Origin of the sequence: Chroococcidiopsis cubana SAG 39.79 (genome assembly GCF_003991895.1) — a bacterium.
GTDB classification, from domain to species: Bacteria; Cyanobacteriota; Cyanobacteriia; order Cyanobacteriales; family Chroococcidiopsidaceae; genus Chroococcidiopsis; species Chroococcidiopsis thermalis.
The window spans coordinates 1-18,237 of record NZ_RSCK01000032.1 but is presented as its reverse complement, the minus strand read 5'-3'; the positions used below and the strand labels follow the sequence as shown (position 1 = coordinate 18,237).

Below are 18,237 nucleotides of genomic sequence, written 5' to 3'. Positions count from 1 at the left end.
TTGCGCCTCTAAAGATCTATGTACCTCATTCAACTGAGAATAGCTATAGCAACCGAAACACAAAAATCAAAACTGTAGAATTATGAATTCAATCGATCTAGCATTTGCTCCAGCTCTAGAACAAGCACGGCTAATTCGACATAAGGAAGTTTCGCCACGGGAGTTAGTGCAGCTTTATTTAGAACGAATTGAACAATTCAATCCGCAGTTAGGTTGCTATTTTACGGTGATGGCAGAAATGGCGATCGCCCAGGCACAAACTCAGACAGAAATGCTAGCTGGCACTCAAGATCCGGCTGAGTTACCGTCTTTTTTTGGCGTACCGATCGCCATTAAAGATATGAATCCCGTGGCTGATGTCCCTTGTAGTTATGGCAGTCCAGCACTGCGCGATCGCGTCGCGACTTACGATGATGCCGTAGTCGCGCGGATGAAACAAGCTGGATTTATTATCTTGGGTAAAACCGCCACTTCCGAATTGGGTTCTTTTCCCTATACAGAGCCGATGGGATTTCCTCCTGCCCGGAATCCTTGGAATCCAGAGTATACACCAGGGGGTTCTAGTGGGGGATCGGCGGCGGCTGTAGCCGCAGGATTGTGCGCGATCGCCCAAGGTTCGGATGCAGGTGGATCGATTCGCGGTCCCGCCTTCTGTTGTGGTTTAGTAGGCATCAAACCAGCACGGGGACGGGTCTCCTATGCACCATTGGGAGATCAATTAAGTGGTGTCGCCGCAAACGGTCCTATTGCCCGTACTGTCTCCGATGCTGCTGCCTTACTAGATGTGATGTCAGGATATATCACGGGAGATCCGTATTGGTTGCCAGCCCCAAATCCCTCTTTCTTGGCTGCTGCGATGCGATCGCCCGATCGCCTGCGCATTGCTTTCACCAACTCGCTACCCCAAATTGGAACCGCAGATCCAGTCTGTCAACAAGCAGTTTTGGGTACGGTGAGGCTATTGGAAGCAATGGGTCATCAAATAGAAGAAGGCTGTCCTGACTTTACGGGATTAATCGAGCCATTTACTGCTGTGTGGCAAGCAGGCGTAGCTTATGCTGGACTACCAAAAGAAATCTTGCAACCGATGAATCAGTGGTTGCTCGAACAATCGGGTTCTGCCGGAGATTATCTTCGTGCTGTCGCGCAGGTACAAGTCATTGCCAGACAGATTGTGGCATTTTTTGACTCAGTAGACGCGCTAATCTTACCTACATACATGCACCCACCAATTCGAGTCGGCGAGTGGGCAGCATTAAGTCCAGAAGAGACGCTACAAAAAATCATTAATTGGGTTGCTCCCTGTCCGCCTTTTAATGCTAGCGGACTACCCGCGATCGCTATTCCTACTGGTTTTGCGCCTAACGGTTTACCCATCGGCATTCAAATTGTCGGTCGTCCTACAGCCGAAGCTACCATTATTGCGATCGCCGCTCAACTCGAAGTCAATAAATTCTGGAGTCAGCATCGACCAGCTATTGGTAATGAGTAAGTCAAAATTCAAAAGTCAAAATTCAAAAGTCAAAACTGAGGAGTCAGGAGTCAGGAGTCGAGGAAGAAAGCAGAGGAAGCAACTCAAAATTCACGTATTCACGCACTAATTCCGAGTTCCGAATTCCCCCTACACCCTACACCCCACACCCTATTCATCACATACCACGCACTCCTCACTCCTCACTCCTCACTCCTCACTCCTCACTAATGTAATATTTCTGATTCGATCTGGGCATCTTATATTAAAGATGAATCAGAAGCATTTATGACTAGTAGTGAAGATACTCTGCGGGCTTTGCGTGCAGCCTTGCTTGTTTCGCCCGATAATCTACCGCTCCGCCAACATTTGGCAGATATTCTCATGGAATTAGGGCAATTTGAGGAGGCAGAACAAGAGTATCGCCTTGCTCTGTCATTGATGCCTGAAAACCATTTTCTACAATTCAATTTGGCTTCTGCTTTTTATCACCAAGGCAAAAATTCGCAAGCAATGGTGCTGGTCGAACAGTTGCTGAAAAGCGCTGAACCTCCAGCTATTGTGCATCTATTCTACGCTCGTTTGCTGCTGCACGCTGGCGATACTACCAATGCATCCGTACATTTTCATATAGCTGTTGCACTCGATCCAGAAATGAACGATCCTATCTTGGCGGAGCGGCTTGGCAATACCGATGTATCCACTGATAAAATTTCTGTTTCAGAGTACAAATCACCAAAATCTAAATCTTCAGAATACAAACTACCGGAGTACGAATTAGATGTTAGTACTGCGGTTGAAGCACCTTTAGAACAACCATCAATTACTTTTCAAGACGTTGGTGGTATGGATGCCATTAAGGAAGAAATTCGGCTGAAGATTGTTCATCCATTAGCGCATCCAGAAATTTATCAAGCTTACGGTCAACGAATTGGAGGAGGAGTATTAATGTATGGTCCTCCTGGTTGCGGTAAAACTTATTTAGCCAGAGCTACAGCTGGAGAAATTAAAGCGAGATTTTTATCTATAGGTATCAATGATGTCTTGGATATGTGGCTGGGAAGTAGTGAAAAGAACTTACACGAATTGTTCGAGCAAGCACGACGATCTAAGCCTTGCGTGCTTTTTTTCGATGAAGTCGATGCTCTAGCTGCCAAACGCACTGATATGCGATATAGTAGCGGTCGCCAAATTGTCAATCAGTTTCTTGCCGAATTAGATGGTGTAGAAAGTCCTAATGATGGCATTTTGATTTTAGCTGCTACTAACGCTCCCTGGCATTTAGATTCAGCCTTTCGCAGACCAGGACGCTTCGATCGCATTATGTTTGTTCCACCACCCGATCGCCACGCCAGAACACATATTTTGCGTATTCTCTGCCGTCATAAACCAATTGAAGATATTGACTACGATTATTTAAGTAAAAAAACTGTCAACTTTTCTGGAGCAGATTTAAAGGTAGTTGTAGATTTAGCTATAGACAGAAAGCTACAGTTAGCAATTAAGCAAGGGATACCTAAACCTTTAACAACTAGAGATTTCCTAGCCGCAGTCGAATTAATTCATCCTTCCGTTACGGAATGGTTTGCCACTGCTCGGAACTATGCCACTTATGCTAACGAAAATGGCATTTATGATGATATTTTGAATTATTTACAACAAACAAAAGATAAAAACAAGCTATTTTAAGTTTAATCTTTTAAAGATTAGCTAAAATTTGTAGTAGAATGCGTTAATCAACGCGCCCTACCGGATATATGTAACGGCAATAATTTTTATGTTTGTAAATTTAGATAAAGCATTAATTTTAATCGAGCAATCGCGCTACAAATTAGCAGCAATAGAAATTGAGCGCCAATTAGCGACCGATCCAAATAGTTCTTTTGCCCATGCTTTGTTAAGTATATGCTTAATAGAAATGAATCGAGATCGAGAGGCAACTCAAGCAGCAAAGCGAGCAGTATATTTAGCTCCTGATTTATCTGATACTCATTATAATTTAGCTAAAATTCTCTATATTCAAAAGCAACTTAAGCCAGCCAAGAAAGTAGTCCAAGAAGCAATTCGGTTAGAACCAGAAATTGCCGATTATTTTGCTTTATTGTCAGTCATTCAATTGGCACAAGGCGATCGCGATCGCGCATTATTCAGTGCGGAACAGGGATTGAGCTTGGATGCCGAGCATGTATTGTGTCTCAATCTTCGTGCTATGGCTTTATTACGCCTACGCCGCTATCAAGAAGCACAAACCACATTGGATGCAGCAATCTTTCAAGACCCCGAAAATTCAGCTGCTTATGCGATTAAAGGTTGGGTATATTTATATTGTCGGAATAGAGATTTGGCTGAACGATGTTTTCGCGAATCGTTGCGACTCGATCCCGAACAAGAACAGGCACGCACGGGCATAGTAGAAGCTTTGAAGTTGAGATACTCGCTCTATAATTTTGTATTTAACTATAGGAATTTTTTGAGACAAATTAATATTTTTCTGCGGATAGCATTTGTTAGTATTTTTGTGGTTGTAAGTTTGTTGAATTGGCTCTTCTTACTAGTGCCACTCTCAATGTTACTATTAGAAACCACTCAAGCTTTGTTTAACCTACTGCTTAGATTTAATACCCAATGGCGATCGCTCCACGTCCCCTCGCATTAATTCTGCTGGTGCTTACGGTAGCATGAAGGAATCGGCAGCGCGATCGCATCGCGTTGATATCTGTTCCACATCGCGGGAGAATACCCATGCCACCGAGAATTACCGATCCAGTTGCATGGCAACAGGCAGAACTCTTAATGCAACCTGCTTTTATTCGCATCATCGACCACATTCGCAAGCATTTGGACGAATCAGCGTGGCAGGGGACTTACGAGAACGTATTAATCTGGTCTCCAGACACGACAGAGGAAATGAAAACTAGAGTAATCCTGCTATTGCAAGAATTGGATGCTGCTTCTCCAGAACGCACGGCAGAAATAGAACAGGCGATCGCCAACCTTCCGACTCCCCAGCCAGGATATCAGTTATCTCTACAAAACCAAGACCAACAGTATAATTTCGATCTGTGGGAACTGTGCTATCAGGTTTGCTTTCAGCAATACAATGCAGACTTGACATCCAGTCATAGTTCGGTAGAAATTGACACTAGCTTGATTGATGAAACTGGCGAGGTAGACTGGCAGCGTTTAGATACTAAAGCAGGTGCAGCAGTCGAACAAGTCTTTAGTAGTTTGCCGAAGATTTAGTGAGGAGTGAGGAGTCAGGGGTGAGGAGCGAGTATTAAGTAGTGAGTAATGAGTAGTGAATTTTGACTTTTAACTTTTAACTTTTGATTTCCCCATTACCCATTACATAAAAATATGATGAGAGAAAAGTTACAGGTAGTTCAAGCGGCGGCGGGAGCGGTTTTTGAGGAAATTGCCGGAGACAAAATTCCGGTGAGTTTTGCTAACGATGTAGCAGCCATGCAAGTAGTAAGGGAAGGGGTAGCAATCTGCGATCGCTCCCACTGGGGTATTATCCGCGTTACTGATGAAGACCGCATTCGCTTTTTACACAACCAAAGTACCAACGATTTTCAAATTCTCAAACCAGGGCAAGGCTGCGACACGGTTTTTGTCTCTTCTACTGCCCGCACGATCGATCTAGCAACGGCATATGTGACTGAAGACGCAGTACTGCTGATCGTTTCTCCTAATCGCCGTCAGTATTTGATAGATTGGCTCGATCGCTATATCTTTTTTGCCGATCGCGTCCAACTAGAAGATGTAACTGGCGAAACTGCTATTTTCAGTCTGCTTGGCACTAAAAGCGATGAAATTTTGGCACAACTGGACTTAAGTTCGATTATCGGTCAAGCATATGCTAACCACCAGCTCGTTCAACTCCAAGATGTAGAAATTCGGGTGGCAGTTGGGAGTGGATTAGCCACACCTGGATATACCCTAATTGTGCCAGCAGACAAAGCGGCGATCGTTTGGAATCACCTCATAGAAACTGGTGCAGTCCCTCTAGGCGATCGCGTTTGGGAACAATTGCGGATCGAACAAGGTCGCCCCGTCCCCGATAAAGAACTGACTGAAGATTACAATCCCTTAGAAGCAGGCTTGTGGCAAACTATTTCTTTCAATAAAGGTTGCTATATCGGTCAAGAAACAATTGCGCGTCTGAATACTTATAAGGGAGTCAAACAACACCTATGGGGAATTCGCCTTAACGCTCCAGCCGAGCCAGGTAGTATTATTACTGTAGGTGAAGAGAAAGTAGGTATTCTCACCAGCTATACCGATACTGAGGAGGGTAGCTTCGGACTGGGTTACATCCGCACCAAAGCTGGTGGTGTTGGTTTGAAAGTTAAAGTCGGAGAAGTTATAGGCGAAGTCGTTGACGTTCCTTTCTTAACCCGTAGTCCCGATCGCAGTGATTCTAGTACAGATGCAATACATTCGTAGGGGCGCACAGCTGTGCGCCCCTACAAATCCTAATATTCATTGCGCCCCTACAGATCCTAATATTCATAAGGATTTTGGGGTTCGGGAATTTTCTTGGGGGCAGCATTGGCTTGAATAGTTAATTGGCGTTTATCTTTTAAAGTTTCGGTGATCATTTGTCCTTCCACCTCCAGCCAAGTATCGGGCGGATAAGCCTGACGATCTTCCGTCAATTTGACTGGCAACCCCACCGGATAGGCATCAGCGGCGCAGCAGGTAATAACAAACCGCGAAAGGAGCAAGTAATTAGGTGGAAATTCCGGCGGATGGATCGTAAATCCTTGCACCTTGACTTTTTGACCTGTGTATGCATCAGGTTCGGGATAAACATTCAGCGTGCGCACCCAATCTAACAGCGATCGCTCCTCTGGTTTGACAGAACCGTAAAAGGCTTGGGGTTGGGAACGGGTAGCAGCGAGAAAGTCTGTCACCCCCCTTTGCATGGCGGTTTGGCTGGCAAAAACGCGGGGAGTGAAAATCAACCCGGCGATCGCAGTTACCAATAGCAAAATACTGCTAAAACCAGGCGGAAGCAAACTGATATGACGCACTGGCAATATGCGGCGTTGACGCAGGAGTTGCCAAGCCTTTAAACCTGCTACACTTAAAAACCCAATTCCCCCAGCAATAACCAACCAAAAATAATCGGGGTGAATTAATAAATTTAGCTTACCAGTCAGCCAGTATTTCAGCATCAAACTGCCCCAAGCAGCGATCGCAAATACTTCTAACCAATTGTAAATTTTAGACTTTTGATTCATGTAGTAGTAATTGGTAGTTGGTAATTGGTAGTTGGTCACGCACTACGTATTTAAATAACATATAAATTAATAAATAGAGTGAATAAAAATGTTAATTGAGCAACTAAGGCAAATAGATAAATAATTGCCCGGGGTTTAAAGATTGATAGCATTAGACCAATGCCTTTGAGGTCGATCGTGGGTCCAAAGATTAAAAAGGCTAGTAACGAACCGCTGGTAAAAGTGGAGGCAAAGGATAGGGCAAAGAATGAATCTACTGTAGAACAAATCGATACAACTGCTGCTAAGAGCATCATGGTGAGAATAGAGGTAATTTCACCACCACCAAGATTTAAAATGACCTCGCGGGGAATAAAAACTTGAATTAATGCCGCGATCGCGCTGCCAATGACTAAAACAGAACCGAGTTCGCGTAGTTCTTGAATGGTGTTATCTAATAACAACCGTAAGCGTTCTGATAATGGTTTAATTGGCGTAGCTGCTAAATTTGCCTGTAACACAGATGCATCTAACCTAATTGGATCTCCCGTTCCTGATAGCCAAAATGTACCTGATTGTAATAAGTCGGATGAGGTTTTTTTCCTATCTTTGTGCGGCTGTTTTGGTTGCCAAGCTGCTGCTAAAGCTGGTTGTAATAGGGGACGCAGATCTTTTTGAACGCTGAATACCCAACCGATAATAGTGGCGATCGCTAATGAAAATACGACTCGTAAAACGACAATTTCTGGTTGATCGCGAAATGCCGTCCATGTTGCCCAAATAACAATTGGGTTGATCGTTGGTGCTGCTAATAAAAAGCCAATTGCTACGGGTGTAGGCACTCCCTGCATCAACATCCGTCTCGCCACGGGGACGTTACCGCACTCGCACACGGGAAATAAAAATCCTACCATGCTACCAACCAAAGCACCTAACAGGGGGTTTTTGGGTAGTTTCGCAATTAACTTGCGTTCGTCTACAAATAGCAACAGTATCCCAGAGAATAACACCCCCAGCAGCAAAAACGGCATTGCCTCGACAAGCAAGCTGAGGAACAGGGTAAAAGCATTGTTAAGCTGTTGGTTCATGCGTTGCGTAGCAGAAAGCGTTGTCGATTAGCAAACATCTGCCAAGCCATTGTAGCTAGATTTATTGACGCTACGGAATACAAACATCAGGCGCGCATAAACCTGAAAATTCCATTGTATTTACGGTCAATGTATCTAATGCTACCCGCTTAATCGCATGGTTATTCGTATCGGCGACGTACAAGTAAGCACCAAAAATACTCAGTCCAGAAGGCTCGTTAAAGCAGCTATTTTGACCTTGAGCATCGTGTAAACCCGCTACCCCTCCCAATATAGTTTGGCAATTACCGCTATGAGGACTGACTAATTTAATTTTGTGATTGTAAGTATCGGCTACCCACAAGAAATTTTGCGCAGATTCTATCCCCAAACAATGCTGGAGTCGTACGTCAGCACCAGTTCCATCGACATCGCCAAAACCGAATAATTCGCCACTCCCGCAGATTGTCCGTACTTGAGGATCGAGCATTAAGCCAATACCGCGAATGGAACTACCTTCACTGTCAGCAACGTATAATTCTCTACCATTAGTGGTAATCCCGCTCGGTTGCGCAAAAGCCGAATCTGCGACTAAACCATCCAAACACGCTTCAGCACCTGTACCTGCGTAAGTTTGCAATATGCCTTTTTCTAAATCCATTTGCCAGATTTGATGATTTCCCGCCATCGCAATGAAGAGATAATTCTTCAGCATCGTCAAATCCCAAGGGGAATTTAAAGCTATTTTTTGACCAATCCCACCATAAGGACGGATATTACGACTTTGTTCTCCGGTTCCGGCGATGGTTTCTACACGCTGTAACGGTAAGTTGATGCGGCGAATCGCGTGATTTTCGGTATCGGCTAGGTAGAGTAACTGGTTTTCATCATCCAATACCATGCCTTGGGGGGCAAAAAATTGCGCTTGGGTAAAGTCTCCATCGGTTAACCCAGGTTTTCCCGTACCTATGACGTGGAGAATTTCTCCATCGAGGGTACTCCAAATAATGCGGTGATGTCCTGAATCAGCGATGAATAATCCAGTGGCAGTCGCCAATACTTTACCAGGAAATGCTATGGGTGTAGTTGAGGGTTGTCGTTGTTTTTCTAAAATTAGACTGAGTTCTTGAGATGCGATCGCACCTTTATCTCGATACTCTTGAATTAGTTTGGCAATTAATTCATCTAAAACTTCCCGATTTCCTTCCCCCGCAGCAGAGCTAATGACGTACCCTTCTGGGTCAATTATCATTAGCGTAGGCCACGCACGCACTGCATATTGTTGCCACACCTGAAAGCCAGTGTCAACTAAAACTGGATGCTCGATGTCATACCGCAGGATGGCTTGACGAATATTCTCGACTTCTTTTTCGTTATCGAATTTAGCCGAGTGAACGCCAATAACCGTGAGGCTGTCCTTATACTTCTGTTCTAAATATTTCAAATCTGGCAGAACGTGCAAGCAGTTGATACAGCAATAAGTCCAAAAATCGAGAATGACAATTCTACCTCTGAGTTGTTGAAGCGATAGCGGCTTGTCGGTATTTAGCCAAGGCTGATTTTGAGGTAGTTCCGGCGCTCTCACCCGTACAGTCTTCATGTAAAGTCTTACTCGACAATAACGGCGTTTAACGATTCTAGCGGAATGCTGAAGACGTAGTAGATGACTCCCACGCCTAACAGTAGCACGGCAATGCTAGTGACGATGACCCACCGATCGCCTGGTTCGTAAGTATCTGCATCAATGTCACGCCGAATCACAAAATAGTGTGCGGTTGAAAGCAGTACCATCGATAATCCTACTATTCCAAAGGCTAAGCCCAATCTCCAACCATTACCAGGAGGTTGAGGCGCAAGCGGGGGACGGAGAATTCGCAGACGCACGATTAAGACACCAAATCCCATCAACGCGATCGCGCTGCGCATCCATGCTAAATAAGTCCGTTCGTTGGCTAAATGATCCCGCACGCGATTTGGATTTTTGAGCTGCGGTGTCAATGTTCCTGCATCAACTCGTTTAGGCTTGAATAATTCCATGACTTCTACTTTCAGCACTGTGTACCGACATTAGTAGAAGAATACAAAAAATCTGTTTTGCAAACAACGATTTGTCGAGCGGAATATAGTACGATAGGAAAGCCGCTTTAAATTACGGTATATCGGGCGATTTTATTGTATATGGATATTGCTCTTACCCTTGGTGTTCTGGGACTAGCCATAGTTTTCTTCATTTTTGAATGGCTCCCTGTAGATATTACCGCGATCGCGACAGCAGTTGTACTGATGCTACTGGGATTAATTACCCCAGAAGAAGGGATAGCTGGCTTTAGCAACTCCGCAACCATCACGGTTTTAGCAATGTTCATTCTCAGTGGTGGGATCGAACGCACGGGTGCAATTCAAATCGTCAGCGATTTTCTACTGCGGCGAGGGGGAAAAAATCCGACACGGCAGATTTTTGTTTTAGGGGCGATCGTTGGTCCGATTACCGCTTTCCTCAACAATACAGCAGTAGTTGCCGTTTTTATTCCAATTGTGGAGGAATGGAGTAGAAAGCGGAATATTTCTGTCTCTAAACTGCTCATACCGCTGTCCTACGCTACGGTTCTAGGCGGAATGATTACAGTTATTGGCACTTCGACAAATGTTGTCGCCAGCAGTTTGTCAAAAAAGTTGGGATATGGAGAATTTAGTTTATTCCAATTTACCCCAGTAGGATTAATTACATTTGCGATCGGCTTAGTCTATCTTGCCTTCGCTGCACCTAAACTGTTACCAGACCGAAAAAAGCCAGCTGCGACTCCAGCGATCGCCAACTACGGATTAAAAGATTACTTTAGTGAAGTTGTTGTCGCGCCACGCTCCAATTTAATCGGACAAACTTTACGTTCTAGCCAGATCGAGCAGCGATTCGATATTGACGTAGTGGAACTCTTTCACAACAGTCGCCGTTATACCAAACCTGTAGCAGATAAAGTGCTAGCGGGTGGCGATATTACGATCGTGCGCGGTAATCGCAGCGACGTACTCAAAATTAGAGATGAGCGGGGGATTGAAATCTTACCAGAAATCGAATTTCAGCAAGAATTCCCAACATCTGAGTTAAGTTCGGAAAATCGAGCTATTTCTGAAGCTTTGATAATTTCCAACTCTAGTTTGATTGGCTCTACGCTCAAAGAGTTACAGTTTCACCAGCGTTACAACCTCACAGTACTGGCAATTCGACGCAATGAGGAAATCATTCGCGATCGCTTGGGTAAAGTCAGATTGCAATTTGGCGATGTCTTACTATTACAAGGTGCAAGAGATAGTTTTATCGGACTGCAAAATAGTGCAGATTTACTGGTGGTAGAACCGCGAGAGGTGGAAACGCTGCGCCGAGACAAAGCCGCGATCGCGATCGCGATTGGTTTAGGTGTAGTTATTACTGCTGCTTTTGAGTGGATACCAATTTTAGTCAGTTCCTTGGCAGGAGTTGTCTTAATGGTAGCGACTGGAGTGTTAAAGCCAAGAGAGATCTATCGGTCGGTACGTTGGGATATTATCTTCCTACTAGCCGGACTGATTCCCCTCGGTACGGCGATGGATAATTCAGGTGCAACCAAATGGTTAGCGAGTGGTTTAGCATCGCTCGGCGGTCAATTCTCTGGTTTTTGGTTACTAGTCTGCTTTTACATTGCCACAACCGTACTCACAGAGATTCTATCTAACAATGCTGCCGTGGTGCTGATGCTTCCAGTTGCGGCTAATGTAGCAGAAACCTTGAGTCTCAATCCGTTTGCTTTTATGTTTGTCGTGACATTTGCTGCTTCTAACAGCTATCTCACGCCAATTGGTTATCAGACGAATACGATGGTCTATGGTCCTGGTGGCTACAAATTCCTCGATTTTACCAAGGTAGGAGCGCCACTAAATTTAATTTTGACATTTCTGACACCTTTACTCATTGCTTGGCTGTATGGCGTGAACCAGCTGCCTGTAGATTAGTTTTTTTTGTAAGGTGAGCGTTGCCTACCCTACAAATGAATTTCTTTTTTGAGGCAGCCTCTAGCAAAGCATGACCGTATCCTTGTCCGCGCCAAGTGTCATCTATCCATAAAATATCGATATACAACCACTGCCAATAAGTCGAATCAATTAACCCGCCAGCCAGACGATCGCCTTCATTTCGTAAAAAGATAGCTAACTGCTGGAAATGTCCCTCACCTGCGCGATCGCGATTAAATGCCAGCAGTTGTTGCAAAATAAATTCTATGTCTTTAGGATGCGGCTTCTCAGTTATGTCAATCCTAAGCGGCTGTTTCACAAAAATTCATCCTAATTAAAAAAGTTTAGCGTGCGTACAAATAGACTGTATCATCGCAAATAGAAGTAAAAAACTGTGACTCATTCAGAGATTTGTCGTATGTTGCGCTCGTAAATCATATAAACAGTCACTTTCAAACACTTTCGTTAAAAAATGGGCAAATTTTACCCCCTCCTAGTCAGTGGTATTAGCATTCTGTGCTTTCTAGCTCAGATAACTCCACTACAAGCCCAAACTTTCATGAGGGAGCAGGGACGAGCTGGGAGCAGGGAGCAGAGGGGAAAGACAAGGGAGAAGGGGGAGACAAGGGAGAGGGGGGAGAAAAAACCAACAACTACCAATTACCAATTACCAATTACCCAAGTTTCCCAATTATCCGACGTGCAACCCGATGACTGGGCAAGTCGAGCGTTACAATCTTTAATCTGGCGCTATGGAATAGTTACAGGCTATCCGAATGGGAAATTTCTCGGCAATCGTGCTTTGAGTCGTTACGAATTTGCGGCGGCTTTGAGTGCGGTGGTACGGCAATTGGAGGGAGCGATCGCTAATGGCAAGCCAGTACAAGCAACTCAAGATGATTTAGCGACTCTCGAAAAACTTCTGCAAGAGTATACTGCGGAATTAAAAGCTTTACAAAGCCGTTTAGATTCCCTGGAAGCTCGAAGCGCCGTACTCCAAGCACATGAGTTTTCCACAACGACTAAACTTGCAGGTCAAGTTATCTTTGCAATTAATGGGGGTGGCTTTGGCGGCGATTCCCTTCGCGACCCTACAGGTACAGAAATTGCCAATAATAATCCTGTTACTACGTTATTTTACAGGACTCAGTTAGATTTTGATACGAGTTTTTCTGGTACTGACTTACTCAAAATTCGTTTGGATACTGGTAGTAACGGCAACCGCGATAATGCAGCCGGAGTATTAGAACCTAATTTCGGCAGCGGACTTGATTTCTCGACCAGACCATCTCGAAATGGAGAATTGGGGCTGGGTCGGCTTTACTACAGCTTTAGCGCCGCTAAAAATCTCCAAATTGTTTTAGGGACTGCGATCGCACCTACAGATTATCTCGATCGCAATCGTTATGCTAATCGCAGTTTTGTTGATTTTTCGACTCAAGCACTGGTTAACAACTACCTTCTCTTTCCGATTGACGAACAAGGTGCTGGGGCGGTTGTTAACTGGCAAGCGAACGAGTTTTTTACATTACGGGCAATGTATCTTGCGGCAGACGCTGAAAATTCTGGCAGTCGCGATGAGGTTGAAGGTGTATCGGCTTTAACAAGGCTACTCTACCCAGATGAGGGTGGAGATCGCGGTTTATTTGGCAATCCTTATCAGGGGACGGTTGAGTTAGAATACTCTCCTAACCCAGGTTTTACTCTACGCTTGCAGTACAGTGGTGGAAATACTTTCGATCGCCATTTCGATGTATTGGGAGCGAATGTCGAACTCAATTTATCGCGCCGACTTGGAGTTTTTGGGCGTTATGGCTACGGCAGCTATGACGATACTATTTTTGGAGATCTCGAACCGTCTTACTGGATGGTGGGGATATCGTTACGCAATTTGTTACTACCTGGCGCTGTAGCGGGAATTGCGGCAGGTCAGCCTTTTGTGGAAAATGCTGTAGGGGATGCGACTCAAACAAACTTTGAAGCCTACTATAACTTTCCCCTAAATGAAAATCTAGCGATCGCTCCTTTAGTTCAAGCGATCGCCAACCCTAGCAATCAAGCAGATAATGGCACAATTATTACTGGTACTCTCCGCACCGTATTCTCTTTTTAAAAACGCAACCCAAGATAGCAATCTCTAGCGTTTGTTCTCAACTTCTGCTTGAGCCTCATCCATAGCTGCTTTTTTGTTCGGCTCGTTAGTGTCAAATGTTACTTTAGTTTGCTTGGCTTTGAGGTTGAGGACTTCAGGAATCTTTTTGGGCAGCGTCTTGATATTTTCTAGCCCGGTATCACCTATTCTTCTACCTGGCGCATCTCCCAAATCTTCAGCTTTTTCTTGAATGCGCTTGACGGTATCAGGAGTGACAGGGTTGTATTCTCCCGTTGCAGATTCTACAGCGTTTGCTTGGAATGCTGGCAGTGCGACAAATAAAATCGTTGCTAAAAATACGGTAACGATTCGACGCAAGCCCATGTGCTTCAATTTATCAACTACTTGCTTCATTTGAATCCTCCAATGATTTTGATTACTAAAATTAGCGTTTCTTTAGAGTAAAAACTTTTAGAAACACAATTGCTAAGGTTGCTAACAATAAGCGCTCCTTAATTGCTTTGTTTTAATTTTAGTTTTCGGATCGATCTTGCCGTAGGAGGCGATCGCATATCTTCTCTCTTGAGTAGGAGTTTTGAGCGAATGCCATAAATGAGTGAATTTAACTTTAGTTAGACTTGTAGATCGTTAAAATACTTCGTAGGTTTTGATTCGATCCCCCCAACCCCCGATGAATTGGGGGGCTAAGAACGATTCTGTCTTTTTTGTTGAAAAAAGGGGCTAAGAACGATTCTGTCTCCCCCTTTTTAAGGGAGATTAAGTAAGTACAATCTTGTCTCCCCCTTTTTAAGGGGGATTAAGGGGGATCTTTTCCTGATATCTCCAGATTCAATTTCCTTTCCCCGGCTTTAGTTGCCATAAGTAAGGTAAGATTGGTTCTATTTTGTATTTGTTCTTTATAAGACTATCCCGCACTGGCTCCGTACAATCTCCGTAAATAAAGATATCGCCAGAATTTTGTGGTATCTCTTTTAAAGGAGCGATATCAACTAATCTTAATCGAACTTTTGGTTCTAATAAGTAGCTCAGGGAAAGTAAATTACCATTGTTGATGCAACCATTAGTAGAAACTATGAGAGGATTATTTGCTTTATTGAGAAAGCTAGCTACTTGAGGATTACTATAACTAATTTCTTTAATCCACCAGGTATTAGCGTGGGAACTCAGCGTGCAAGATATGATTCCAGCCAAAATGAGTAAAGTTGCGATCGCTTGCCAAATTCTGCGAGACAATAATCTCGATTGACTAATTTTTTGACTCAATAAGTAAGCAACTGCTAGCTGAATACTTAAATAACCAGGAAACAAATAACGAGGCACGATCGATCTTTGTCCGCCTTTGATGATATCTGGTATCAGTAGTGGTAGCGTAGTTGCAGCCATTAAGGTAATAATAAATAGCCAAATCCTTAAAGGTGCGTGACGTATTGTGAAATAAAATGCATAAACTATTAGAAGTAATATCAAGAAATAGACAATCAGAAATTCTGGATCTTTTTCCAAACCCAGATCGAAAAACACATGACCGATATTGAGTAGCCAGCGAAGACTAAAAATGTCTGCGGGTAAAGCATTATTTGTCCATCCCGTCGTCATCTGAAACATGGAATAGTTCTGAATTAAGCTCAATATCCAAGGAGTAAAAAGTAATAAGCTCAAACCCGAGGAGAGAAGATAAGCGATCGCTCTTTTGCTCAACCTAATTTTTTCAATTATGAAAACGTAAACTCCATGACCGACGGCTACTAATCCAGACAAGAAAAAAGTATAAAAACTAGTTGCTAAAGCGAAGGCATATACAATCCAAATCCTTGTTTGATTCAGTCGGATTGCCCTGAGTAAAGCGGCACTCGATCCTAGAATTGTTACCGTCCATAAAGCGTATTGCCTTGCTTCTTGAGCAAATAAAACATGCACTGGAGAGACTGCTAAAAGCGCGATCGCCATCCATGCTATGAGAGACGATTGAAACAATTCTAGACACAACCAATACAAACAAAGAAATACTAAGAAGCTAAATAAAATGCTTAAACTTCTAATTATCGTAATACTATTGCCAAACAATTTTACCCAAAATCTCAACAAAACATAATACAAAGGTGGATGTTGAGAGTCTTCTATAGCAAGAGAATGAATTGTATCTTTTAATTGGCTTCCAGGTTTGAAACGTTGAAACGTTTGCAAGTATTTAATACTGCTGTCTCGATGAGCGTATGCTCCTTGAGAGAAGTCTTTCATCGTGTAGCCAGCAATTCTTAAAGAAGTATAAGCTTCGTCGTGCCAATAAACTTTTTTATCGATATTTGTAACTCGAAAAGCTATTCCTACACACAAAATAATTATAAATAGTAAGCGCAGCCATTTAAAATTGAATTTACGATACTTCGCCATAAAGCATTAATATTGTTAGATAAAAACAATTGCACGGTAAAATTTAGAATTTCAAACGTAAGGTGGGCATTGCCCACCCTACTATAAAGGAATTCTCAAGGTTTATTTAGGTTACAATAGCTAATATTTCAAAAGAAAAGCTCTGTGTCAAAGGGAAGCACTCCAGTATACATTAGACGTTGCTATCCTTAATTAGTCTAAAATGCCCTTGATAAAACTGAGATCGACGAAGCAATGAACAGCCAATATCCAATCCCAGTAGTCATCAATGGTGCTGCGGGCAAAATGGGACGCGAAGTTGTCAAAGCAGTTTCCCAAGCTACCGATCTGACCTTACTAGGGGCGATCGATCGTAACCCAGAGCATCAAGGTAAAGATGCAGGAGAACTAGCAGGTTTACCAGAACCATTGGAAGTCCCAATTACCGACCAATTAGAACCAATGCTGGCGATGGCGGGGCAAGAAAGGCAAATTGGGGTGATGGTAGACTTTACCCATCCGAGTACAGTGTATGACAATATCCGCTCGGCGATCGCCTATGGAGTGCGTCCAGTCGTCGGTACGACAGGTTTAAGTTCCACACAGATTCAGGATTTGGCTGAATTTGCTGACAAAGCCAGTACTGGATGTTTGATGATTCCCAACTTCTCAATTGGGATGGTTTTGTTACAACAAGCAGCGGTTCAAGCCTCTCAATATTTCGATCACGTCGAAATTATCGAACTGCACCACAACCAAAAAGCTGATGCACCCAGCGGTACGGCATTGCAAACCGCGCAGATGTTAGCTGAGTTGGGGAAAACTTTTAACCCACCCCAGGTAGAAGAAACAGAAAAATTACCAGGTGCGAGAGGTAGCGTCGCAGCAGAAGGTATTCGCATTCATAGCGTCCGCTTACCAGGGTTAATCGCCCATCAAGAAGTCATTTTTGGCTCAGCGGGTCAAATTTATACTTTGCGCCACGACACGAGCGATCGCGCCTGCTACATGCCAGGAGTGTTGCTAGCGATCCGTAAAGTCGTCCAACTCAAATCCCTTGTTTATGGGTTAGAAAAAATATTGTAAAGAGTTGACAGTTAACCGTTAACGGTTAACTGTCAACAAAACCCTACTCCCCAGTGCCTCATGCTCGTCCCACTCACGCGCCAGAAGTTTGAACAACTCATTCCTCGTATTGCTACGGGCGATCAATATCGCTACGTTTGGGGAAAATTTTCTGACTTTTTGCGCCGATTGTTAGCTTCTGTTGTCGCTGTTGTCGTCGTGTTGTTGTTGCGATGGCTGTTGGGTGAGGGATTTGGGGGTTTGCTACTTCCCTTTGGGGTGGTTGGCGGTTTTTATTGGCTGTGGGGTCCCGTACTGTGGGCGAGTTTGCGTAACGCACAGTACCGCAAATACAAATACAGTGGTTTCTTTCGCGGTCGCATTTTGGATGTTTACATTTCAGAAGAGCTAATTGGGAGAGAAGAAACAGTTAACAATAAAGGCGAACTAGTCTATGTAGACAATTTAGAGCGCCGTCTAAATGTCGAAGTTGGAGATGAAACTGGTTTTTCCATCCAGGTACAAGTGCCACTGCGCCGCAGTCACAAAGGGATTGCCCGTCGTCAAGTAGCGGAAATGATTGTACTGTCAAATCGCGCTGATTTGAGCAATATTACCAAAGTGACCGATATTTACATCCCCAGCCGCGATATTTGGGTGAGTGACTATCCATTCTTGCAACGAGATGTCTTTGTGGAAGTCAGCAACCGCATCCGTCGCGATCGCTTAGAATCCGAAGAAGAATCACCTCGTACTCCGCGCCGTCCTCCTCAAAGAAAAGAACCACCTCAGCTACCGAGACAAGATCGGGAATGGTAGAAGGAAGAGAGCTGAGGCGAAGCTCCCTCAGCTCTCTTCTAGTACTACAGTTGTAGATAATTGTTAGAATAGGATAGAAGTGCGATTGCGATTGCTGTGATGTTTCAACAAGCTTTA

At 43.9% G+C, this 18,237-nt stretch carries 16 protein-coding genes; 9 read left to right on the top strand and 7 right to left on the bottom strand.

Annotation, left to right across the window (positions count from 1 at the left end):
- The first annotated feature begins 82 nt into the window (after positions 1-82).
- From DSM107010_RS18755 to ygfZ, 5 genes are all read left to right on the top strand, one after another.
- On the top strand, positions 83-1,492 hold the full coding sequence (locus tag DSM107010_RS18755; RefSeq protein ID WP_106168577.1) for an amidase: 1,410 nt from the start codon (positions 83-85) through the stop codon (positions 1,490-1,492).
- A 267-nt stretch (positions 1,493-1,759) separates the two neighbouring features.
- Complete coding sequence (locus DSM107010_RS18750) at positions 1,760-3,160, top strand: ATP-binding protein (RefSeq protein WP_106168576.1); 1,401 nt, start codon at positions 1,760-1,762, stop codon at positions 3,158-3,160.
- Between the two features lie 88 nt (positions 3,161-3,248).
- The gene (locus tag DSM107010_RS18745) at positions 3,249-4,127 is read left to right on the top strand and encodes a tetratricopeptide repeat protein (RefSeq protein ID WP_106168575.1); all 879 of its coding nucleotides are present in this window, start codon (positions 3,249-3,251) and stop codon (positions 4,125-4,127) included.
- A gap of 86 nt (positions 4,128-4,213) precedes the next feature.
- Positions 4,214-4,714, top strand: coding sequence for a hypothetical protein (locus tag DSM107010_RS18740; RefSeq protein ID WP_015153295.1), 501 nt, complete (start codon positions 4,214-4,216; stop codon positions 4,712-4,714).
- A gap of 117 nt (positions 4,715-4,831) precedes the next feature.
- Entirely contained in the window at positions 4,832-5,920 is a 1,089-nt protein-coding gene (gene ygfZ, locus DSM107010_RS18735) for a CAF17-like 4Fe-4S cluster assembly/insertion protein YgfZ (RefSeq protein ID WP_181246452.1), read from the top strand.
- Positions 5,921-5,976: 56 nt separating this feature from the next.
- Here ygfZ and DSM107010_RS18730 read toward each other — a convergent pair whose 3' ends face one another.
- From DSM107010_RS18730 to DSM107010_RS18715, 4 genes are all read right to left on the bottom strand, one after another.
- Positions 5,977-6,720, bottom strand: coding sequence for a TIGR03943 family putative permease subunit (locus DSM107010_RS18730; protein WP_106168943.1), 744 nt, complete (start codon positions 6,718-6,720; stop codon positions 5,977-5,979).
- Between the two features lie 50 nt (positions 6,721-6,770).
- The gene (locus tag DSM107010_RS18725) at positions 6,771-7,787 is read right to left on the bottom strand and encodes a permease (RefSeq protein ID WP_106168942.1); all 1,017 of its coding nucleotides are present in this window, start codon (positions 7,785-7,787) and stop codon (positions 6,771-6,773) included.
- Positions 7,788-7,857: 70 nt separating this feature from the next.
- Complete coding sequence (locus DSM107010_RS18720) at positions 7,858-9,366, bottom strand: thioredoxin-like domain-containing protein (protein ID WP_106168941.1); 1,509 nt, start codon at positions 9,364-9,366, stop codon at positions 7,858-7,860.
- 8 nt (positions 9,367-9,374) lie between these two features.
- The gene (locus DSM107010_RS18715; RefSeq protein ID WP_041462864.1) at positions 9,375-9,803 is read right to left on the bottom strand and encodes a YidH family protein; all 429 of its coding nucleotides are present in this window, start codon (positions 9,801-9,803) and stop codon (positions 9,375-9,377) included.
- A 135-nt stretch (positions 9,804-9,938) separates the two neighbouring features.
- Between DSM107010_RS18715 and DSM107010_RS18710 the strand changes: the two genes are divergently transcribed.
- A complete protein-coding gene (locus DSM107010_RS18710; RefSeq protein ID WP_106168940.1) occupies positions 9,939-11,753 on the top strand; it encodes an SLC13 family permease in 1,815 nt (604 codons plus the stop codon).
- On the opposite strand, the gene DSM107010_RS18705 is transcribed toward DSM107010_RS18710, so the two are convergent.
- Entirely contained in the window at positions 11,710-12,072 is a 363-nt protein-coding gene (locus DSM107010_RS18705; protein ID WP_158631815.1) for a GNAT family N-acetyltransferase, read from the bottom strand. The two genes, DSM107010_RS18710 and DSM107010_RS18705, sit on opposite strands and share 44 nt — an antisense overlap.
- Before the next feature lie 153 nt (positions 12,073-12,225).
- Here DSM107010_RS18705 and DSM107010_RS18700 point away from each other — a divergent pair, with 153 nt between their 5' ends.
- Complete coding sequence (locus DSM107010_RS18700) at positions 12,226-13,866, top strand: iron uptake porin (RefSeq protein ID WP_127023610.1); 1,641 nt, start codon at positions 12,226-12,228, stop codon at positions 13,864-13,866.
- Between the two features lie 24 nt (positions 13,867-13,890).
- On the opposite strand, the gene DSM107010_RS18695 is transcribed toward DSM107010_RS18700, so the two are convergent.
- The gene (locus DSM107010_RS18695) at positions 13,891-14,259 is read right to left on the bottom strand and encodes a hypothetical protein (protein WP_015153304.1); all 369 of its coding nucleotides are present in this window, start codon (positions 14,257-14,259) and stop codon (positions 13,891-13,893) included.
- 435 nt (positions 14,260-14,694) lie between these two features.
- Positions 14,695-16,257: a glycosyltransferase family 39 protein gene (locus tag DSM107010_RS18690; RefSeq protein ID WP_106169395.1), complete on the bottom strand. Its 1,563-nt coding sequence runs from the start codon at positions 16,255-16,257 to the stop codon at positions 14,695-14,697.
- A 234-nt stretch (positions 16,258-16,491) separates the two neighbouring features.
- Between DSM107010_RS18690 and dapB the strand changes: the two genes are divergently transcribed.
- Together dapB and DSM107010_RS18680 are read left to right on the top strand one after the other, a co-directional pair.
- A complete protein-coding gene (gene dapB / locus DSM107010_RS18685) occupies positions 16,492-17,322 on the top strand; it encodes a 4-hydroxy-tetrahydrodipicolinate reductase (protein ID WP_106169396.1) in 831 nt (276 codons plus the stop codon).
- Positions 17,323-17,382: 60 nt separating this feature from the next.
- Positions 17,383-18,120 carry a hypothetical protein gene (locus tag DSM107010_RS18680; protein ID WP_015153307.1) on the top strand — a complete coding sequence of 246 codons (738 nt, stop codon included), beginning with the start codon at positions 17,383-17,385 and terminating at the stop codon, positions 18,118-18,120.
- Positions 18,121-18,237: the final 117 nt, after the last annotated feature.